Below are 19,654 nucleotides of genomic sequence, written 5' to 3' on the forward strand. Positions count from 1 at the left end.
CTCCTAGTTGAATGCGATGAAGGCGGTGGCAGCACCCGCCGCCGGAACCAAAGACCCCAGAGACCCACCATTGGATTCAACTGGTTGTACCGGGATCAGCGGAGCGGCTGCCCCTGTGAAAGGGTCCCGCGATGCCACATGAGTTTGCGGCGGAACGGCCCCGTCCAGCTGCGCCAGAACGGTCTGGAACCGACCGCGATAGGCCTCGGCCAATGACGGCGTGCGCGAATGATAGGCCCCGGCGGCGGCGGGCCAGGACCCAAGCTCGGCGTAGAGGTCTTTGAGAAACTTTGCGGCGTAGGTGGCGTTCTCCTGCGGGTCGAACATCGCGTCGATCGAGCGGAAGGCCTTGCCGTGCCAGCGGTAGTTGATCTGAAAACACCCGATGTCAAAGCTGCGCTTGCCGGCTTTGAAAATCCGGAAAACATAGGTTTTGGCCTCATCCTCGGAGGTGAACCAATAGCCCTGCCCTTCGACATTGATGGTCCAGGGCCAGGGTTGCAGCCGCCCGTCATGGGTCCGCCCCGTCTCGACCCGTGAAATGGCGCGCAGGACGTCCAGTGGTACGCCTTCGGACAGTGCAGCGCGGCGTGCGGCCTGATCGCAGATATCACCCGTTCGGGCATCCGGCATGGCACGCCCGACCTGCGGTATCAGCGCAAGCGTCAGTACAAAGACGATCGAGACGAAACGTTGGGGCATTCTGCCGGTCCGGGATTCGGGTCATTCCGGGCCAAGCTAGCCAGTGATCGGTTTACAGAGGGTTATCGCCCCATCATTTTCGGTCGATCCGACGCCCGAACACGACGCTGGTATTGGTGCGCAGAACACCGGGGATTTTAGCCAATTCATCGACCAGAATATCCAGATCCTCGATCCGCGGGGCCTCGGCAGACAGTAGCAGGTCAAATTCGCCATTGATCGACAGGCAACGTTTGACCTCGGGGTAGGCCTCAAGCCGTTTGATGATGCGGGTGGTTTCCTTTTGCTGGACCTCAAGCATCACGATCACCTGCACGCGCGGGGCATCGTCGGTGGCGTGCAATTGAACGGAATAGCCCGCGATCACGCCGCGCTCTTCCATGCGCTTGATCCGCTCATGCACGGTGGTGCGGGCCACGCCCAACTTGGCCGCGATATTCGTGGTCGATTCACGGGCATTGTGCTGCAGCGCGGTGATGATGCGGCGGTCGAGCTGATCCATGGAGCCTCCGGCAAGGTCGCTTTTGTGTAGAGCAGAAGCGCCCGGAGGCTCAAGGCTTCTGCGCCGAGGGGGCTTTGTCGGATCGCGGCCAGATGACCAGTGCAGCAGCGATGCCCAAGGCAGAAACGCAGGTTATCGTGGTCATGACCACGGTCGCGCCGAAACGGGTCATCAGCCCCCCCGATATTGGATAGAGGACCAGCCAACAGGCATGGGATAGGGTGAACTGGGCGGCAAATACGGCGGGTCGGTCTTCGGGCCGGGCCGAGCGGGTCAAAAGGCGGCCTGAGGGTGTCAGAGTCATTGAATAGCCGAAGCCCACGCAGGCCCAGAAGGTCGTGAGCAGCGGTAGGGAGAGTGTTCCGGATGTCATGGCTGCTCCGGCCATTGCCAGCACGCCAAGTGTCGCCCCGGTCAGCATGACCCGGCGGTCCTTGAACCGATCCAGCAGAGAGGGAAGTACGAAGGCCGCGATCATCGAGCCGCCTCCGAACCCAGCCAGAGCAATCGCCACCGCGCTTTCGGACAGGCCGAGGTCCGCGCGCACAAGGACCACCGTATTAACGATCACCATGGAGCTGAGCGCGGCTGCAGACCAGCTGAGTGCCAGAAGGCCGCGCAATCGTGTTGTCGATAGATAGATGCGGATGCCGCGCGTTGTCCGGTCGTATATTCCGCGTCGCTCCGCGGGTTTGGGTGAGGGCAGAACAACCGATACCACCAGCAGCGCCGAGGCAATAAACCCAGCTCCGGTCCCCCAAAACAGCGTGTCAAAACTGACAAAGACCAACAACGCAGCCGCCAGCATCGGGCTGAGCAGGCTTTCCAGATCATAGGCAAGCCGCGACAAAGACAGCGCGCGCGTGTAGTCATGCTCATCCGTCAGGACATCGGGAATCGTGGCCTGAAACGCGGGGGTGAACCCGGCCGAGGCTGATTGCAGGACGAAAATCAGCACATAGACCTGCCAGACCTCTGACACGAAGGGCAGGCACAGGGCGACCGCGGCCCGGATCAGATCCAGTACCACCAGCATCCTGCGCCGGTCGAGCTGTTCTGCAAACGCCGCCGCCAGTGGGGCGATCCCCACATAGGCGACCATCTTGATGGTCAGAGCCGTGCCCAACACCATCCCCGCAGCCTCGCCCGCCAGATTATAGGCCAGAAGGCCCAGCGCGATCGTTGCCAGTCCGGTCCCCGTCAACGCAACGACCTGAGCTGCCAGAAGGTGGCGATAGGTGCGATTTTGCAGGACACTGAGCATTGGTCAGAGGTACTTTGTGATGGTTTTGAAATCTTCGATGGCCGACACGTCCTCGGATGTCAGGCAATGGTCGATATGGTCGTGGATCAGAACCCGTTTGGCATTGGTGATTGCTTTCTCGACTGCAAACAGCTGCTGGGCAACGTCTGAGCAGGGCTCTTGATCTTCGAGCATGGCAATGACTTTCGCCAGATGCCCATGCGCCCTCTTCAGGCGGGCGGTGATTTGCGGGTGCGATTCATGCGTGTGATTGGTCATGATATATCCATATCCCCCCCATGGGGATAATATCAAGCCCATCCAGCGACAGAATGCCCGGCTACAGGCTCAGCGTTGAGTTTGCCGGATAAACCGCCTATCTCGGGGTCGAGACCGCACAAAGGAAACCTCTGTGGCAAACCACCTGTATAAAAACGACCTGCCCGAAGGGCTGGACCTTGGGCCGATCGTGGCCATTGACTGTGAAACCATGGGGCTGAATCCGCATCGGGATCGCTTGTGCGTAATCCAGATGTCCGGCGGCGACGGCAACAGCCATATCGTTCAGGTTGAAAAGGGGCAGACAGAGGCTCCGAACCTTTGCGCCATGCTGGAAGACGCAGATGTGCTGAAACTGTTCCATTTCGGGCGTTTCGATATCGCCGCGATGTACCACGCCTTTGGGGCACTGGCCGCCCCGGTCTATTGCACCAAGATCGCCAGCCGCCTTGTGCGCACCTATACCGACCGTCACGGGCTGAAAAACCTGTGTCAGGAGTTGATTGGCGTCGATATCTCGAAGCAACAGCAGATGAGCGATTGGGGGGCCGAGACTCTGTCTGAGGCCCAGCTGGAATACGCGGCTTCGGACGTGTTGTACCTGCATCGCTTGCGGGATGAGCTGAACAAACGGCTGGCCCGCGAAGGCCGGACCGAGATGGCGCAGGCCTGTTTTGACTTCCTGCCCATGCGTGCGAAACTCGACCTCGCAGGTTGGCCCGAAACGGATATTTTTGCGCACTCATGACCGATATCGAAGCATTCCTGAAAACCGCCCGTCAGGTTGTCACCGACGAGGCCCGCGCACTAGACATGCTGGCCGAAAGCCTGAACGAGGATTTTGCCGAAGCGGTGCAGCTGATCCTGCAGGCCACCGGTCGCATCATCATCAGCGGCATCGGCAAGTCGGGCCATATCGGCCACAAGATCGCGGCCACATTGGCCTCGACCGGCACGCCGGCCTATTTCGTCCATCCCGCCGAGGCGAGCCACGGTGATCTGGGCATGGTGTCCAAGGATGATGTGGTTTTGGCGATCTCGAACTCCGGCGAAGCGCCCGAGCTGGTCAACCTTCTGGCCTTTACGCGCCGCTTTGGCATCCCTCTGATCGGCCTGTCCAGCAAGCCGGAAAGCACGCTGATGAAACAGGCCGACGTGCATCTGCTGATCCCGTCCATGGGCGAGGCCTGCGGGTTCGGCATGGTGCCCTCGATTTCGACCACGCTGACGCTGGCTATGGGCGATGCCTTGGCGATCGCGCTGATGAAGCACCGTGATTTCAAGCCCGAGGATTTCCGCGCCTTCCACCCAGGCGGTAAACTGGGCGCGCAACTCTCCACCGTGCGCGACCTCATGCATGCTGATTTGCCTGTGGTGCGGTCCGGGACTTCCATGAGCGAGGCGCTGCTGGTCATGAGCCAGAAGAGCTTTGGCGTGGTGGGCGTGACAGATGATGCCGGGCGTCTGTTGGGCATCGTCACCGATGGCGACTTGCGCCGCAATATGGACGGGCTTTTGAACAAGACCACGGATGAGGTTATGACTCGCGATCCTCTGACCATCGCGCCCAACGCCATGGCGGAAGAGGCCGTAGGCATCATGAATGACCGTAAGATCACATCGCTGTTCGTGGTTGATCCTGAAGCGGATGGGCAGGCGCAGGGTCTGTTGCATATCCACGACTGCCTGCGCGTCGGTCTGGGTTAGGGAGCGATACAGTGGATCGCTATTCCCGCATGGTTCAGTTCCTCAAGGTGCTGCTGCCTCTGACGGCGATTGTCTTGCTGTCCACCGTTTTCCTTCTGTCGCGCAGCATCGAGACTGATGTCTCAGTGCCCTTCTCGCAGGAGGATATCGAAGATCGCCTGGCCGGGCAGGTCATCACGCAGCCCAACTACCGGGGCACCACCAAAAAGGGCGAAGAGGTCCAGATTGAGTCGACCAGGGTGACCCAAGGGTCCGAGGGCGAAGAGCCGACGGCGGCGCAGTTTCGTGGTCGTTTCGGCATGTTGAACGGTGGTGAAATCAAGCTGGACTCCAACTCTGGCCTGATCCGGCCCGACAAGGGGACGGCGACCTTTGTTGGCGATGTGGTGATTACCACCTCGGACGGCATTCTGGTCACGACCGATCTGCTGAATACATCGCTGGAAGAAATACGTGGCGACACCCCTGGCCAAGTCGATGGCACCGGCGTTATCGGCACATTCTCTGCCGGTCGTATGCAATTTGGCACTGAAAAAAAGGATGGACCGGTCCATATTCTTTTTACAGACGGCGTGAAGTTGGTATATGAGCCAACAAAAGCAGAAAGATAACCTGTGATCTATTTTCGATTTCTCTTTGTTTGCATGGCTCTGTTGATGGGCCCGGTTTCTGCCATCGCACAGGAAGCGCAGGTTGCGTTCGGTTCGGTTAAGGCCGACCCAAGCTTGCCAGTTGAGGTGACCTCGGAATCGCTAAACGTCAATCAAGAGGACGGATCGGCCGAGTTTCTCGGAAATGTGATCGTGATTCAGGGGGAAATGCGCCTGTCGGCTGAGCGGGTTCTGGTGATCTACAGTCAGGATCGCTCCTCCATCGAGCGGATGGAAGCGACCGAGAATGTCGTTCTGGTCAGCCCTCCAGATGCCGCCGAAGGGGATCAGGCGGAATATACCATCGACACCGGCGTGATCGTGATGAAGGGCAATGTGCTGCTGACACAGGGGCCCAGCACGATCAGTAGCGACCAGATGGTTGCGAACCTGACATCAGGCACAGCAACGATGACGGGCCGCGTCAAAACCATTCTGCAGCAGGGTGACGGAAACTGATGGCTGCCCCAAACTTGTCTGTCGCAGAAGGTAGCGCAGGTCTGCGCATCGAGAAACTGCGCAAGTCCTATAGGAAAAAAACTGTGATCCGGGACGTGTCCATGACGCTCGACCGGTCCGAGGTTGTAGCACTGCTGGGTCCGAACGGGTCGGGTAAGACGACGACCTTTTACTCCGTCGCCGGGCTGGTTTTCCCCGAAGCCGGTAAGGTCACAATAGACGGGCAGAATGTCACGACGCTGCCGATGTATCGGCGCGCGCGTCTTGGGATCGGCTATCTACCGCAGGAAATGTCGATTTTCCGCGGCATGAGCGTCGAGGACAACATTGCCTCAGTTCTGGATATCACCGTCAAGCACGCCCATCGCCGGAAAGAGCGGCTGGAGGAGCTTCTGTCGGACTTCTCGATTGAACACCTGCGTCGCGCGCCTGCGCTTGCCCTGTCGGGCGGTGAACGCCGCCGGGTAGAAATCGCGCGCTGTTTGGCCGCCGATCCGAAATATCTGCTGCTTGATGAACCCTTTGCTGGCGTTGACCCAATCAGTGTGGGGGATATCCGGCATCTGGTGGCTGATCTGAAGAAGCGCGGGATTGGCGTGTTGATCACCGACCACAACGTGCGCGAAACACTCGAGATCGTGGATCGCGCCTATATCCTGCATGACGGGCAGGTTCTGATGTCAGGTACACCTGACGAAGTGGTCGAGAACGAAAACGTGCGCCGGGTTTATCTGGGCGAAAACTTCCGTATTTCATAGGGTTGGGCGATTTTTCGCCGGACGCTTCGCGGAAATCGCGTATATACACCTCTGTTTTGATTGACTCTTCCGCCGCCTCTTGTCTCAATTGGGGTATGGCATTTATTCGGTTCCAGTCTGGATCTCGATACCCCTTCACTGAAGGGCTGGGACGGCAGCAACCGATCAAAATGTCGATATCCCCCACCCGATAAAAACAAGCATGTTGCGTGACGCAACGTCAGAATGGGTGTGAATTGTGAAGGAGATCACATGCGTTACCAAATCAGCGGAAAACAGATCGACATCGGTGCGGCCCTGCAGACCCACGTGCAGACCGAACTGGGCGAAGTTGTTGGCAAGTATGCCCAGCGCCCGACCGACGCCAATGTCGTCTTTTCCCGTTCGGCGCATGAATATGTATGCGAAACGACTGTACATTTATCTACCGGCCTGACCGCTCAGGCCAAGGCCCACGCAACCGAGATCTATGCAGCGTTCGAGGCATGCTGTGACAAGATGGAAACACAGTTGCGCCGCTACAAGCGCCGCCTGAAGGACCATCACAAGGATCGTTCTGAGCCTGTTGAACTCTTTGGGGCGTCCTCTTATATCCTCGCCTCTGACGAATCGAACACGGCAGATGAACCCGAATCGCTACAGCCCATGATTGTGGCTGAGATGGAAACAAAGATCCCATCGCTCAGCGTTGGTGAGGCCGTAATGCAAATGGAACTTGCCGGAGCGCCGGTGTTAGTGTTCCGGAATGAGAACAAGGATGGGTTGAATGTCGTGTATCGCCGCGATGACGGCAATATCGGCTGGATTGATCCTTAAACAGGCAAGTTGAGAGAGATCGGCCTTAGCACGCAAAGGCCGCTATGGAGCATGATCATGGAGCTTTCGAGCATTCTCAAGCCCGAAGCAGTACGTGTGTTATCTGCCGCGTCTAGCAAGAAGCGGCTGTTTCAGGAAATCGGCGACGTCGCTGCCGGTGCTTTGGACCTGGATACCCAGGTCGTCGTGGATTGCCTGCTGGAGCGCGAAAGCCTCGGCCCCACGGGTGTGGGTCATGGCGTGGCATTGCCACATGCGCGGCTGGGCGGGATCGAGTCGGTCTCGGGCGTTTTTGTGATGCTTGAAAAGCCGATCGACTTTAGCGCGGTTGACCGCCAGCCAGTGGATATCGCCTTTGCGCTGTTTGCCCCCGAAGAGGCAGGTGTGGATCACCTCAAGGCTTTGGCACTGGTGTCGCGCACCCTGCGTGACAGCGCAGTTTGCGCCAAGCTGCGGGCGAACCCTGATCCGGTCAAGCTATACGCGATCCTGACCGAAGCGCAGTCCATGCAAGCCGCCTAAAGCCTTGTGAAATTGAAAAAAAGCCCGCGAAAATCGCGGGCTTTTTTGTTTTTGGAAGGGGCGGGTTGTTAGCCGCCGGTTCCCATTTCCAGCGTCCACCAGATCTTGCCACCGTTTTCCTGATGCCACGCAAAGCCCATCTGCGTCGCCTTGGGGTCCAGGATTACAGAACGGGGGCCGGGTTCCTGCATCCAGGCGGCCAGTGTCTCGGTTTCCGTCTCATAGGTTTCCGAGATCGCCTCGCCCAGGAACGTCCCGAAATAGCCAACGCGTGCCGCTCGGTCGATCGGGGAAGAGCCATCCGATCCGAAGTGCCAGGGACGATTCTGTCGGGCCATATCTTTGGAATGCGTCGCCGCAGCCGCGTTCAACTGAGAGTTCAGTTGCACGGACTGCAAGCCCTGCGCCTGCCGCAGTGCATTCACCGAATCGAGCATGCGGAACTGCAGCTTCTCGGGGTTGCCACGGATTTTGTAGACTGAAGGTAAGGGGCGCCCATCGGCACCCAGCGCCGTGGTGCTCGTGTCGGTACATGCCGCCAAGGCGACAAGGCAAATCAACAGAAAAGAAAAGATACGCGTCATGATCGACCTGATTATTGTGTCGCTAACGGGCATAACGCGCTAGGCTGTCTTGAGCAAACGCACAATGACCATACCCTGCATGATTCTGCCGGTTTGGTTTGCGACTGAAGCATTCTGGCAATAAAATGGGCCAGATTTTCCATTTCGCCATAACGAAGGACCTTTTGTCATGGTTAAAAAGCACATTCCTCTTTCGACGCGCCGGGGGTTTCTGGCCGGAGCCTCGTCTCTGCTGGCCGCGCCTGCGATCGCGCAGTACATCCCGGGCGACCCGCTACGACCTGCACCTGAACCCGAAGCGCCGGTCCGGCGTAATGTCTCAGGATTCCGCGCTCAGGACTGGCGGCCTTATTTCTCGAACACCAGAAACGGGGCCATTCTTGTCGATACCACGTCACGAGCGCTGCATTATTGGTCAAATGATCAATCTGTATACAAACTCTACCCCTCTTCGGTTCCTTTGACCGAGGAGATGACCCGTCGCGGGCGCACCAGCGTCATTCGCAAGGTTGAGGGGCCAAGCTGGTCTCCGACGCCGTCGATGAAGAGACGAAACCCCGAATGGCCCGATTACATCCCGCCCGGCCCCGATAACCCATTGGGATCGCACGCTTTGTATCTGGGGTGGAAGTATTACCGCATCCACGGTACACATGACACGCGCAAGATCGGGCGGAAATCTTCGAATGGCTGCATCGGCCTGTTCAACGAAGACATCGCCGAGCTGTTCTCAATGGCGAAGGTCGGCACGCAAGTGTTGCTAATTTGACGACATTTTCGCTCACCGACTCGATTAATCGGCAAGTTGCAATTGCATTCCAACCGCTTTGCTGATTAGAAAAATATCACGAGGTAAGTCTTAGATGTGCGGTTCCGCGGACTGGAGCCGTGCAGATTCTGGAGGTTAATATGAAAAAACTCGTTCTCGCCGCTGCACTGACCGCTGCTGCTTCGACCGCTTATGCCGGTAACCTGGAAGAGCCGGTTGTTGAGGCACCTGTTGTTGTTGAAGAAACCCAGGGCACATCGCAGGGCATCATCCTGCCGCTGATCCTGCTGGTTGTAGTTGCCGCAGCTGTTGCAGCAAGCTAATTCGACGAGCAATATCCAGAGAAAAGGCGGTGGAGCTTTCCACCGCCTTTTTTCATGTCCAGCCGTCAGGGCTGGTTAGTCCAGCCAGCCGTTTAGGTTATCTTCGATGATCTTGCCTAAAGCGGCGATATGCGAATCATCGTCATTGAGGCAGGGAATATAGGTGAAGTGTTCACCGCCGGCCTCTTCAAAGCTTTCCTTGATTTCTTCGTTGATCTCTTCCAGCGTCTCGATGCAATCGGCCGAGAACGCGGGCGCAATCACCGCGATGTTCTTTTTGCCTTGCTTCGCCAGATCGGCCACGTGGTCGACTGTATAGGGCTTCAACCATTCCTCAGGGCCAAAGCGCGATTGAAAGGTTGAAACCAGCTGATCGTCCGACCAGCCGAGCCGCTCTTTCAGCAATCGTGAGGTCTTGACGCATTGGCAGTGATAGGGATCGCCCTGTTGCAGATAGCGTTCAGGCATCCCGTGGTAGGAACAGACCAGCACATCCGGTTTGGTCTCCATCTTGGCATAGGCGCGTTCGACAGATTGGGCCAATGCCTCGATATAGGTGGGTTCGTCGTAATAGGCGGGCACCGTGCGGCTGGCAGGTTGCCATGGTTCCTCCATCAGGCAACGGAAGAACTGGTCATTGGCGGTTGCCGTCGTGGCCCCGGCGTAGTGCGGATAGAGCGGGAAGAACAGGATACGGTCGCAGCCTTCCGCAACCATGTTCCGGACCTTGGATTTGGTCGACGGATTGCCGTAGCGCATGCAGAAATCGACCATGACCTGATCGCCATAGCGAGCCTGCATCGCACCGCGCAGCTTGGCGGTCTGTTCCTTAGTGATCGTCATCAGCGGGCTTTCGCCCTTGTCGTGATTCCAAATGGACTTGTAAGCCTCACCCGAGCTGAAGGGACGCTTGGTCAGGATGATCGCCTGCAGAATCGGCTGCCATTTCCACGCCGGATAGTCGATCACTCGGCGGTCCGAGAGGAACTCGTTCAAATAGCGGCGCATTGGCCAATAGCTGTAGTGATCGGGCGTGCCTAGGTTGGCCAGCAGGATGCCCACGCGCCCCAATTTAACCTTGGGGTGGTCGGCTGGTGCATGCACGGGGCGTGTGGCGTCAAACATTTTGGTCTTCCTGCATTTTCTAGGTCTGGCCTGAGATAAGGGGAAATGTCCGGTCGTCAATCGGACAGTTTACCTTCATCTGTACCAAGGGCTTCGGCAAGGCGCATCCGGGCGGATCCGGGGCGCAGCGGTTTGGGTTGGCTATCGTCGGGCGACCAGCCGGTCAGGCAGATCAGCTCGAACGTGGCGGGCAGGCGGCCTTGAGGCGTCGCGAAATGTTCTACGTAGATACTTTGCGCGCGTTCGAACACCTTGCGGCGGGTCGGAGTTTTCAATCGGTTGGTCAGAACGTTGGTCTCGGCCATCGCGCGCAGGTCCTGCATCAGATGGGTCAAGTCGCGATATTCCGCCGTTAGAGGCACCGCATCCGCCACCGGCAGCGCCAACCCCGCGCGTTGCAACAGAGCGCCCAAATCCCGCAGCTCTCCCATCGGAGCGATTCGGGGGCTGAGGCCACCGGTCACCTCAATCTCGGCCTGCCCGAGGGCGGCGCGCAGCTGATGCAGGGTCTCTCCGCCCAGACAGACGGTCAGAAGCAACCCGTCCGGGCGTAAGGCGCGGAGGCATTGGATCAGCTGGCCGACCGGGTCATTGGCCCAATGCAGGGCCATCGCATGAACCACCAGATCATGCGCACCGGGCGTAAGCTTCAGCGTTTCCTCATCCGCCACGAGTGTCGCGCCGGGCAGGGCATCCTGCCAGATATGCGCAAACGGGGTCACAATCGCGGGCGTCGTAAAGGTTCTGTTAACCATGCTCAGCCGATCCTGCACCTCGTCCACAGCGGCGCGGTGCAGAAACAGGGCCTCATCCTGAACCCGCGCGCGGCGGTGGCGCAGGGTGGCTCGGTCGAACAGGGAGGGTGCATTGGACGCAGGCATTTTCATACCCCGCAGGTATCGCATTTGGCCCCGAGTTCAAACAGCGTTGCACCTGATCTATCCCCCACGTTGCATGAGTTGCGGAGAGCTGACCGAATCCGACTTTGGCCTATGTGCCACATGTTGGCGGGACACGCCCTTCATCGGCGGGACGGTCTGCGACAGTTGCGGCATGCCCGTCCCCGGCGAAAGGGACGGCTTTCGAATCGACTGCGACGATTGCCGAAAAACGCCGCGCCCGTGGCAGGACGGGCGCGCGGCGTTGCTGTATAGAGGGCGGGCAAAATCCCTGATCCTGGCCTTGAAACATGGCGACCGGCCTGAGCTGGCCAAACCCGCCGCGCGCTGGATGGCGCAAGCGGGCCGAAAGGTTCTGAAGCCCGACATGCTGATCGCGCCGGTTCCGCTGCACTGGTCCCGTCTGGTGAAGCGGCAATACAACCAATCGGCGCTTCTGGCACAGCATCTGGGGCGCGATACAGGGCTGCAGGTCTGCCCGGACCTGCTGGTGCGAACGGCGCGCACGCTGGTTCTGGACGGCAAAACAGCTGACCAACGTGCCGAGGCACTGGATGGCGTCATTGCGCCGCATCCCAAACGGCATCAGCGTATCAAAGGTCGCGATATCCTGTTGGTGGATGACGTGATGACTTCGGGTGCCACGCTGGCGGCCTGTACGCGGGCGTGTCTTGCCGCAGGGGCAAATCATATTTTCGTGTTGGTGCTGGCGCGCGTTGCCAAGGATGCCTAATTCGCACAAGATCGTGTGAAACCCGAAGGGACGGATTTATGAAACCTGTTGAAATCTACACATCGCCTCTGTGCGGCTTCTGCCACGCGGCCAAGCGCTTGCTGAAGCAAAAAGGGGTCGAGTTCAAGGAAATCGACGTCTTGCTGCACCCCAAGCGCAAGCCCGAGATGATCAAGCGCGCCGGTGGCAAACGCACCGTGCCGCAGATCTTCATCGGCCCCGATCACGTGGGCGGCTGTGATGACCTCTATGAACTGGACCGCCAAGGCAAGCTGGACCGTCTTCTGGCGGCGTGATGAAGACCGCTCTGCTGCAAATCACCTCGTCGGACGATCCGGCTGCGAATCTGGAAATGGTGCGCGCCATGATGGCCGAGGCCGCCGAGCAAGGCGCGCAGTTCATCCTGACCCCCGAGGTCACGAATTGCGTGTCCAACAGCACCACGCGGCAGCGCGAGGTGTTGCAGCATGAAGAAGACGACACCACTCTGGCCGGTCTGCGCGCGCAAGCCGCCGAGTTGGGTGTGTGGCTGCTGATCGGCTCGTTGGGCATCAAGACCCATGATGCGCATGGCCGTTTTGCCAACCGGTGCTTCATGATCGACCCCAAGGGGCAGATCGTGGCGCGCTATGACAAGATACATATGTTCGATGTGCAGGTGACCGAGACCGAGACCTTCCGCGAATCGGCCAATTACCGTCCCGGTGGCAAGGCCGTCATCGCCGAGACGGAGTTCGGCAAGGTCGGCCTGACCATCTGCTATGACATACGCTTTCCGCACTTACACGCTGCGCTGGCGCAGGCCGGGGCGAGGATTTTGACTGTTCCGGCGGCGTTTTCGCCCGTCACAGGAGCAGCACATTGGGAATCGCTGCTGCGTGCCCGCGCGATTGAGACCGGCTGCTGGGTTCTGGCCCCCGCGCAAACCGGTACGCATCCCAAAACGCGGGGCAAAACCCGCCACACTCACGGTCACAGCATGGTCGTCGACCCTTGGGGAGAGGTTCTGATCGACGCAGGGTCCGATCCGGGCATTCACTTTTTCGAATTGAATGATAGTTCTGTGTCCGAGGCGCGCCGTCGCGTGCCCTCATTGACCCATGTGCGGGCTTTTGACGGCCCCTGAACCAGAACCGGACCATGACAGACGACACCAATGCCCTTGCGGTCACGCTTTTCAGCGAGATCCTGACCGCCGACCAGCTATTGCGCAACCGGCTGAGCCGGGTGCTGCCCAAGGGCATGGAAATCTCACACTTCTCGGTGCTGAACCATCTGGCCTATGCCGGAGGAGAACGGACGCCCGCGCAACTGGCCAGCACCTTCCACGTGACCCGAGGGGCGATGACCAACACGTTGGCCAAGCTGGAATGGGCCGGTTACATCCACATCCGTCCCGACTGGGACGACGCCCGCCGCAAGATGGTCGCGATCAGCCCCGCCGGACGCCGCGCGCGCGATCAGGCGATTTCCTCGATTGCCCCGCTGATCAACCGTGTGGTTGGAGAGCTTGGGTTGGAGCGGGTCCGGAGTACGTTGCCGGTGCTGCGAGATTTGCGGTTGCAGTTGGAGGGGGAGTAAGCACGGGCAGTGTTGCTATGCGCCAGAATTGGACTCTTGAGAGCACGAGGCGACTTTGCTTTAGTCCTGGGGATCATAGCTGTTGCGAATAGGGCAACCTTCAACTTTTAGAAGAGAGTAAACTCCAAAATTCCGCCATAGGAATTCGCTCGCTAGGCACATCACCATAAAAATTGGTTGCATCAAAATGATGAAGACAGGTGCCAATACCAACCCGGTTATAGGAATTGGAGTTCCGGCGCTCTCTTTGATCGCAAGCTTGAACACGTCAATCGCAATGAGCGCAAAAAAAATACGCACGCTAAGCCCAACACGCTTCCGACAAGCGGATTTCGATCATAGAGCGGAAGGAACCACCCAATTGTCCAGTTGCTGATCGGTCGCATATTTGTGCCGAGACTACCCCGGCTTCACACTCGCCGTCACGTAGTTCACGCTCAAATCCCTGTCTGAGATCGACCAGCTCCAGAGGATCGGGTTGAAGACGAATCCCTTGCGGTCCACCGGCTCCAGCCCTGCTTGGCGTAGTAGTTCGAACAGCTCATCGGGGGTGATGAACTTGTTCCACTCATGTGTGCCGCGTGGCAGCCAGCGCATGACGACCTCGGCTCCGAAGATGGCCATGGCATAGGATTTCGGGTTGCGGTTGATGGTCGAGCAAATCTCGAGCCCGCCGGGTTTCAGCAATTGTTGCGTGGCGGCCAGGTAGCTCAGCGGGTCGGCGACATGTTCAACCACTTCCATGTTCAGCACCACGTCGAACTGCTCGCCAGCGGCGGCCATGTCCTCGGCGGTGGTGTGGCGATAGTCGATCTCAAGCCCCGATTGCTCGGCATGGATGCGGGCGACGGGCAGGTTGCCTGCAGCGGCGTCGGCCCCTACGACTTCCGCTCCAAGGCGGGCCATGGGTTCGCTCAGCAGCCCTCCCCCGCAGCCGATATCCAGAAGGCGCAGGCCCTCGAACGGTGCAGGTGCGGTCAGGTCGCGGTCAAACTCACCCGCGATTTGCTGTGTGATATAATCCAGACGACACGGATTCAGCATGTGCAGAGGTTTGAATTTCCCATGCGGGTCCCACCATTCCGCTGCCATCGCCTCGAATTTAGCGATCTCGGATGGGTCGACCGTGTTCGGATGCGCTTGCATTCCTGTCTCCGTATGCTCTTTTACGTCTTAAGGACTATATAGGGCCATAATGGACAAGTACCCGGACCAAAAGCGCGCAGTGCAATATCTCTACCCGCCGATCGATCCTTTTGATCAGCGGTTGGTCAATGTGGGCGATGGGCACCAGATTTATATGGAGCAAAGCGGCAATCCCGACGGGGTGCCGGTGGTTGTGCTGCATGGAGGGCCGGGCGGTGGCTGCAGCCCTGCGATGCGGCGGTACTTTGATCCACGTGTCTTTCGGGTGATTCTGTTTGATCAGCGCGGATGCGGGAAATCGCGGCCTCATGCCTCGGTCGAGGACAACACGACGTGGCATCTTGTCGAGGATATCGAGCGGTTGCGGTCGCTGCTGGATATCGACGAATGGACGGTATTTGGCGGCAGCTGGGGGGCGACTCTGGCATTGATCTACGCGCAGGCGCACCCGGATCGCGTCAGCCGTCTGGTTCTGCGCGGGGTGTTTCTGGCCACGCAGGCCGAGCTGGATTGGTTCTATGGCGGCGGCGCGGGCAAGTTCTGGCCCGAGCAGTGGGCAAAATTCACCGCCCTGCTGTCCGAGGAAGAGCTGTCGGATACGATTGCGGCCTATAACAAGCGCCTGTTCTCGGGCGACCGGGCGACCGAAGTTCTGTACGGGCGCGCTTGGTCGGCGTGGGAGAACGCCCTAGCGTCGATCCATTCCAACGGGTCGACCGGCGAAAGCCCCGGTGAATACGCGCGGGCCTTCGCGCGGCTCGAGAATCACTATTTCACCAACAATGCCTTTCTGCAGAAGGATGGGCAGATTCTGGATCAGATGGATCGCATCGCGCATATCCCCGGACATATCGTGCAGGGGCGCTATGACATGATCTGCCCGCCTCAGGCGGCGTGGTCGCTGGCCGAGCGTTGGCCCAATGCCGAACTGAAGATGGTTCGCCATGCAGGCCACGCCCTATCGGAACCCGGAATAAGTGCCGAGCTGGTCCGCATCATGGACCGCGTGGCCGAGGGGGCCGCATGACCCGGATGGACCGTCGTGCCTTGTTTGCATCGGGTGCCGCCGCTGCGCTGCTGGCGGCCACCGGGGCGTCTTTGGCCGATACTCCGAAGAAAGGTGGCGCGCTGCGGCTTGCGGTTCCGCGCGATGACAGTTTGGAGCAGTTGGCCCGTGGGGCCGTGTTCGACACCCTGACCGAGATCGCGCCGGATGGCACGTTGCGCGGAGAGTTGGCGACAGGGTGGCAGACCGAAGACAACGCGCGGATCTGGCGGTTTGATCTGCGCCAGGACGCCTCGTTCCACGATGGAACGGCGCTGCACGCCGAGGATGTTGTGGCCGTGTTGTCTGATCTTGGTCAGGCCGAAGCCCTGGCTGCTGATCTCGTGCGGCTGGAACTGGCCGAGGCCAATCCCGGGCTTCCCTTCCTGCTGGCCGATAGCCGTTTTGTCGTAGCGCGCGATGGGCAGGCGGTTACGCCTTTGCACGCGGCCAACGGGACCGGATGCTACCGGGTCGAGCGGGCCGAGGATGGGCGTCATTTCCTGGGTCGCAAAGTTGCGGGCCATTACAAAGACGGTCAGGCCGGTTGGGCCGATACAGTGGAAATCATCGTGATCCCTGATGCGCGCGTCCGCGCCGAAGCCTTGCGCGACGGGTATGTGGACATTGCCGCCCTGCCCGAGAGCGGCGAGTTGAAAACCCAGCGGGGGCTGCGCTACTACCCAAGCGAATCGGATATTGCGCTGGCCGTGGCGGCTCAGGTGGGAATGCCGAGGCAGATCGGCAAAGCGACACTTGACGATGGCCGCATTGCTGAACGGTGGTGGTTGGCGTAAATCCGTTCACGAATTGCGCCGGGGGTTGCAGACTCGGGAACTCCTGCGTATATGCAGTTGCAACAGCGGCGCGTTTGGACTTCTGGTTCAAGGCTCCACCGGAAAATTCGACGGGCCGCGCGCCCGTTTTTTTGTGCCCGATCGATAGGGTAGAGAACCTGATGACAAACGACCTGATAGCCAAAGCGGCCATTGACCGGCGACTGGCCGAGATCATCACCCCCGTGATCGAGGATCTGGGGTATGAACTCGTCCGCATCCGTTTGATGAGCGGCAAGCAGACCACGCTGCAGATCATGGCCGACAAGCCCGATGGCGGTATCGAAGTGGATGACTGCGCCGAGATTTCGAACGCAGTCAGCGCCACGCTGGATGTCGAGGACCCGATCCTTGACGCCTATACACTGGAGGTCTCCAGCCCCGGTATCGACCGCCCTCTGACCCGTCTCAAGGACTTTGAGAATTTCGAAGGGTATGAGGCCAAGATCGAAACTGCCGAGCTGATCGACGGTCGCCGCCGATTCAAGGGTGAATTGGCCGGGATCGAAGGGGATGAGGTTTTGATCAACATCCCCGAGGGGTCTGAGACGATCACCATCGGTCTGCAATTCGACTGGCTGAGCGACGCCAAGCTGGTCCTGACCGATGACCTGATCAAGGAAATGCTGCGCCAGCGCAAAGACGCCGGCGCCCTGAACGAAAACGCTTTCGACGAGATTGAGACCGAAGGGTCCGAAGAGGAGACGAACTGATGGCAATCACCTCAGCCAACCAGCTGGAGCTGCTGCAGACCGCCGAGGCCGTGGCCCGCGAAAAGATGATCGACCCCGGTCTGGTTGTCGAAGCGATGGAGGAATCGCTCGCCCGTGCCGCCAAGAGCCGTTACGGCGCGGAAATGGACATTCGTGTCTCCATCGACCGCAAGACCGGCAAGGCGACCTTTACCCGCGTCCGCACCGTGGTCGAGGAAGAGGAACTGGAAAACTACCAGGCCGAGATGACCGTCGAGCAGGCGCGTCAGTACATGGAATCGCCTGAGGTTGGCGATGTCTTTGTGGAAGAAGTTCCTCCGGTTGAGATGGGCCGTATTGCTGCTCAATCCGCCAAGCAGGTGATCCTGCAGAAGGTTCGCGAAGCCGAGCGCGACCGTCAGTACGAAGAATTCAAGGATCGTGCAGGCACCATCATCAACGGCGCGGTCAAGCGCGAAGAATTTGGCAATGTCATCGTCGATCTGGGCGGTGCCGAGGCCGTTCTGCGCCGCAATGACAAGATCGGTCGCGAAAGCTATCGCCCCAACGACCGCGTGCGCGCCTATATCAAGGAAGTGCGTCGCGAGGTGCGTGGCCACCAGATATTCCTGTCGCGCACCGCGCCGGAATTCATGGCCGAGCTGTTCAAGATGGAAGTGCCGGAAATCTATGACGGCATCATCGAGGTCAAAGCCGTGGCCCGTGACCCCGGCTCGCGCGCCAAGATCGCCGTGATCTCGTATGATGGCTCGATTGACCCTGTGGGCGCCTGCGTTGGTATGCGCGGCAGCCGCGTGCAGGCCGTTGTGAACGAGCTGCAGGGCGAAAAGATCGACATCATCCCGTGGAACGAAGATCAGCCGACTTTCCTGGTGAACGCTCTGCAACCTGCCGAGGTTTCCAAGGTGGTTCTGGATGAAGAAGCCGGCAAGATCGAAGTTGTGGTTCCTGAAGAACAGCTGTCGCTGGCAATTGGTCGCCGTGGTCAGAATGTGCGTCTGGCCAGCCAGCTGACCAATCTGGACATCGACATCATGACCGAAGCCGAGGAATCGGCGCGTCGTCAGAAAGAATTCGAAGCCCGCACCCAGCTGTTCATGGACAGCCTGGATCTGGACGAATTCTTCGCGCAGCTGCTGGTTTCCGAAGGCTTCACCAACCTCGAAGAGGTTGCCTATGTTGAGCTGGACGAACTGCTTGTCATCGACGGCGTTGACGAAGGCACCGCGCAGGAACTGCAGGCGCGTGCCCGCGATTTCCTTGAGGCGCAGGCCAAGGCCGCGCTGGATGCCGCGCGCGCTCTGGGTGCCGAGGACAGCCTTATTGAATTCGAAGGCCTGACACCCCAGATGGTAGAAGCGCTGGCCAAGGACGATGTGAAGACGCTCGAAGACTTCGCAACCTGTGCTGACTGGGAACTGGCCGGTGGCTGGACCACTGTCGATGGTGAGCGTATCAAGGATGACGGTGTGCTTGAGCCGTTCGGCGTAACGCTGGAAGAGGCGCAGGATCTGGTCATGACTGCTCGTATCATGTTGGGTTGGGTTGATCCGGCTGAACTTGAACAAGCAGAAGAAGACGTTGATGCCGAAGAGGAGGCCGAGGCCTGATCTCAGGGCCTCGGGTGGCTGAGATGGGTCGCGGTGGCGTCCATAAGGATCGGTCCGACGGACCTGAGCGCAAGTGCATCGCCACGGGCGAAGTTCAGCCCAAATATGGGCTGATCCGCTTTGTGACGGGGCCGGATTGTCAGGTCTATCCTGATGTCGCGGCGAAATTGCCGGGGCGCGGGGTCTATGTGGCGGCAGATCGCGCAGCCTTGGACAAGGCGGTCAGCAAAAAGCTGTTCTCGCGCGGGTTCAAGGCGCAGGTCTCGGCTCAAGCGGACCTGGCCGATGAGGTCGAAAAACAAGTCGCGCGTCGTGTGGTTGAGCTTCTCAGCCTGGCGCGCAAGTCCGGCGATGCGGTCGCCGGATACGAAAAGGTCAAGACGTGGCTGGACCGGGAAGAGGCTCAGGTACTGATTCAGGCCAGCGATGGATCGGGGCGCGGCAAGTCGAAACTCAGCACGCCGCACTTCGGAAAATACATCGGATGGCTCACGGCAGACGAGTTAGGGGCGGCATTTGGGCGCCAAACCGTGATTCATGCGGCGCTGGCCTCTGGCGGACTCGCCAAACGTGTTGTAGAGGAAGCGCAGCGCCTGCGTGGCTTGCGCGAAACGGATGACGGCGGCAGGGGCCGCGCGGAAGGGTAAGAAGC

The 19,654-nt window shown here is 59.4% G+C and carries 26 protein-coding genes; 18 read left to right on the forward strand and 8 right to left on the reverse strand.

The window, feature by feature from the left end:
* Window positions 1–3: 3 nt before the first annotated feature.
* The 4 genes from ACR0AI_RS08610 to ACR0AI_RS08625 all read right to left on the reverse strand — a co-directional run bounded on the left by ACR0AI_RS08610 (window position 4) and on the right by ACR0AI_RS08625 (window position 2,726).
* On the reverse strand, window positions 4–702 hold the full coding sequence (locus tag ACR0AI_RS08610) for a lytic transglycosylase domain-containing protein (RefSeq protein WP_480673194.1): 699 nt from the start codon (window positions 700–702) through the stop codon (window positions 4–6).
* A gap of 73 nt (window positions 703–775) precedes the next feature.
* Window positions 776–1,204 (reverse strand): Lrp/AsnC family transcriptional regulator, encoded by a 429-nt coding sequence (locus ACR0AI_RS08615; protein WP_480673196.1) that lies wholly within the window; start codon window positions 1,202–1,204, stop codon window positions 776–778.
* Window positions 1,205–1,253: 49 nt separating this feature from the next.
* The gene (locus tag ACR0AI_RS08620; RefSeq protein WP_480673198.1) at window positions 1,254–2,468 is read right to left on the reverse strand and encodes an MFS transporter; all 1,215 of its coding nucleotides are present in this window, start codon (window positions 2,466–2,468) and stop codon (window positions 1,254–1,256) included.
* Between the two features lie 3 nt (window positions 2,469–2,471).
* Window positions 2,472–2,726, reverse strand: coding sequence for a metal-sensing transcriptional repressor (locus ACR0AI_RS08625; protein WP_480673200.1), 255 nt, complete (start codon window positions 2,724–2,726; stop codon window positions 2,472–2,474).
* A gap of 133 nt (window positions 2,727–2,859) precedes the next feature.
* Here ACR0AI_RS08625 and ACR0AI_RS08630 point away from each other — a divergent pair, with 133 nt between their 5' ends.
* The 7 genes from ACR0AI_RS08630 (at window position 2,860) to ACR0AI_RS08660 (ending at window position 7,638) form a co-directional block, all read left to right on the forward strand.
* On the forward strand, window positions 2,860–3,474 hold the full coding sequence (locus ACR0AI_RS08630) for a ribonuclease D (RefSeq protein ID WP_480673202.1): 615 nt from the start codon (window positions 2,860–2,862) through the stop codon (window positions 3,472–3,474).
* Window positions 3,471–4,433, forward strand: coding sequence for a KpsF/GutQ family sugar-phosphate isomerase (locus ACR0AI_RS08635; protein ID WP_480673204.1), 963 nt, complete (start codon window positions 3,471–3,473; stop codon window positions 4,431–4,433). The genes ACR0AI_RS08630 and ACR0AI_RS08635 overlap by 4 nt, the downstream gene beginning before the upstream one ends.
* Before the next feature lie 11 nt (window positions 4,434–4,444).
* Window positions 4,445–5,044: an LPS export ABC transporter periplasmic protein LptC gene (locus ACR0AI_RS08640; protein ID WP_480673206.1), complete on the forward strand. Its 600-nt coding sequence runs from the start codon at window positions 4,445–4,447 to the stop codon at window positions 5,042–5,044.
* Window positions 5,045–5,047: 3 nt separating this feature from the next.
* Window positions 5,048–5,542, forward strand: coding sequence for an LptA/OstA family protein (locus tag ACR0AI_RS08645; RefSeq protein WP_480701295.1), 495 nt, complete (start codon window positions 5,048–5,050; stop codon window positions 5,540–5,542).
* The gene (gene lptB / locus ACR0AI_RS08650) at window positions 5,542–6,300 is read left to right on the forward strand and encodes an LPS export ABC transporter ATP-binding protein (protein WP_170702772.1); all 759 of its coding nucleotides are present in this window, start codon (window positions 5,542–5,544) and stop codon (window positions 6,298–6,300) included. The genes ACR0AI_RS08645 and lptB overlap by 1 nt, the downstream gene beginning before the upstream one ends.
* Window positions 6,301–6,552: 252 nt before the next feature.
* The gene (hpf, locus tag ACR0AI_RS08655) at window positions 6,553–7,116 is read left to right on the forward strand and encodes a ribosome hibernation-promoting factor, HPF/YfiA family (protein ID WP_170379957.1); all 564 of its coding nucleotides are present in this window, start codon (window positions 6,553–6,555) and stop codon (window positions 7,114–7,116) included.
* Window positions 7,117–7,173: 57 nt separating this feature from the next.
* Window positions 7,174–7,638, forward strand: a complete 465-nt coding sequence (locus ACR0AI_RS08660) for a PTS sugar transporter subunit IIA (RefSeq protein ID WP_170379958.1) — start codon at window positions 7,174–7,176, stop codon at window positions 7,636–7,638.
* Window positions 7,639–7,706: 68 nt separating this feature from the next.
* Here ACR0AI_RS08660 and dalA read toward each other — a convergent pair whose 3' ends face one another.
* Window positions 7,707–8,222 (reverse strand): divisome-associated lipoprotein DalA, encoded by a 516-nt coding sequence (gene dalA / locus ACR0AI_RS08665; protein ID WP_170379959.1) that lies wholly within the window; start codon window positions 8,220–8,222, stop codon window positions 7,707–7,709.
* 169 nt (window positions 8,223–8,391) lie between these two features.
* Here dalA and ACR0AI_RS08670 point away from each other — a divergent pair, with 169 nt between their 5' ends.
* Together ACR0AI_RS08670 and ACR0AI_RS08675 are read left to right on the forward strand one after the other, a co-directional pair.
* Window positions 8,392–8,991 carry a L,D-transpeptidase gene (locus tag ACR0AI_RS08670; RefSeq protein WP_480673211.1) on the forward strand — a complete coding sequence of 200 codons (600 nt, stop codon included), beginning with the start codon at window positions 8,392–8,394 and terminating at the stop codon, window positions 8,989–8,991.
* 140 nt (window positions 8,992–9,131) lie between these two features.
* Window positions 9,132–9,314, forward strand: a complete 183-nt coding sequence (locus ACR0AI_RS08675; RefSeq protein ID WP_170379961.1) for a hypothetical protein — start codon at window positions 9,132–9,134, stop codon at window positions 9,312–9,314.
* A 75-nt stretch (window positions 9,315–9,389) separates the two neighbouring features.
* On the opposite strand, the gene hemH is transcribed toward ACR0AI_RS08675, so the two are convergent.
* Together hemH and ACR0AI_RS08685 are read right to left on the reverse strand one after the other, a co-directional pair.
* Window positions 9,390–10,439 (reverse strand): ferrochelatase, encoded by a 1,050-nt coding sequence (gene hemH / locus ACR0AI_RS08680; protein ID WP_480673213.1) that lies wholly within the window; start codon window positions 10,437–10,439, stop codon window positions 9,390–9,392.
* 56 nt (window positions 10,440–10,495) lie between these two features.
* The gene (locus ACR0AI_RS08685) at window positions 10,496–11,326 is read right to left on the reverse strand and encodes a class I SAM-dependent methyltransferase (RefSeq protein ID WP_480673214.1); all 831 of its coding nucleotides are present in this window, start codon (window positions 11,324–11,326) and stop codon (window positions 10,496–10,498) included.
* Here ACR0AI_RS08685 and ACR0AI_RS08690 point away from each other — a divergent pair.
* From ACR0AI_RS08690 to ACR0AI_RS08705, 4 genes are read left to right on the forward strand one after another with little or no spacing between them, the layout of a single operon-like run.
* The gene (locus tag ACR0AI_RS08690; RefSeq protein ID WP_480673216.1) at window positions 11,307–12,071 is read left to right on the forward strand and encodes a double zinc ribbon domain-containing protein; all 765 of its coding nucleotides are present in this window, start codon (window positions 11,307–11,309) and stop codon (window positions 12,069–12,071) included. The two genes, ACR0AI_RS08685 and ACR0AI_RS08690, sit on opposite strands and share 20 nt — an antisense overlap.
* Window positions 12,072–12,109: 38 nt before the next feature.
* Window positions 12,110–12,367 (forward strand): glutaredoxin 3, encoded by a 258-nt coding sequence (gene grxC, locus ACR0AI_RS08695; protein ID WP_170455778.1) that lies wholly within the window; start codon window positions 12,110–12,112, stop codon window positions 12,365–12,367.
* A complete protein-coding gene (locus ACR0AI_RS08700; RefSeq protein WP_480673219.1) occupies window positions 12,367–13,197 on the forward strand; it encodes a carbon-nitrogen hydrolase family protein in 831 nt (276 codons plus the stop codon). Before grxC ends, ACR0AI_RS08700 begins: the two co-directional genes overlap by 1 nt.
* Before the next feature lie 14 nt (window positions 13,198–13,211).
* Window positions 13,212–13,652: a MarR family winged helix-turn-helix transcriptional regulator gene (locus ACR0AI_RS08705; protein ID WP_170379967.1), complete on the forward strand. Its 441-nt coding sequence runs from the start codon at window positions 13,212–13,214 to the stop codon at window positions 13,650–13,652.
* Window positions 13,653–14,051: 399 nt separating this feature from the next.
* Here ACR0AI_RS08705 and ubiG read toward each other — a convergent pair whose 3' ends face one another.
* Complete coding sequence (gene ubiG, locus ACR0AI_RS08710; RefSeq protein WP_480673221.1) at window positions 14,052–14,798, reverse strand: bifunctional 2-polyprenyl-6-hydroxyphenol methylase/3-demethylubiquinol 3-O-methyltransferase UbiG; 747 nt, start codon at window positions 14,796–14,798, stop codon at window positions 14,052–14,054.
* A gap of 49 nt (window positions 14,799–14,847) precedes the next feature.
* On the opposite strand from ubiG, the gene pip reads away from it, so the two are divergent.
* From pip to ACR0AI_RS08735, 5 genes are all read left to right on the forward strand, one after another.
* Window positions 14,848–15,825 carry a prolyl aminopeptidase gene (gene pip / locus ACR0AI_RS08715; RefSeq protein ID WP_480673223.1) on the forward strand — a complete coding sequence of 326 codons (978 nt, stop codon included), beginning with the start codon at window positions 14,848–14,850 and terminating at the stop codon, window positions 15,823–15,825.
* On the forward strand, window positions 15,822–16,640 hold the full coding sequence (locus ACR0AI_RS08720) for an ABC transporter substrate-binding protein (protein ID WP_480673225.1): 819 nt from the start codon (window positions 15,822–15,824) through the stop codon (window positions 16,638–16,640). Before pip ends, ACR0AI_RS08720 begins: the two co-directional genes overlap by 4 nt.
* A gap of 161 nt (window positions 16,641–16,801) precedes the next feature.
* The gene (gene rimP, locus ACR0AI_RS08725) at window positions 16,802–17,392 is read left to right on the forward strand and encodes a ribosome maturation factor RimP (RefSeq protein WP_170463029.1); all 591 of its coding nucleotides are present in this window, start codon (window positions 16,802–16,804) and stop codon (window positions 17,390–17,392) included.
* Window positions 17,392–19,002, forward strand: coding sequence for a transcription termination factor NusA (gene nusA / locus ACR0AI_RS08730; protein ID WP_170379972.1), 1,611 nt, complete (start codon window positions 17,392–17,394; stop codon window positions 19,000–19,002). The genes rimP and nusA overlap by 1 nt, the downstream gene beginning before the upstream one ends.
* Before the next feature lie 23 nt (window positions 19,003–19,025).
* Window positions 19,026–19,649, forward strand: a complete 624-nt coding sequence (locus ACR0AI_RS08735) for an RNA-binding protein (protein WP_480673359.1) — start codon at window positions 19,026–19,028, stop codon at window positions 19,647–19,649.
* Window positions 19,650–19,654 lie beyond the last annotated feature (5 nt).

The organism is Ruegeria sp. BG3 (assembly GCF_056538485.1).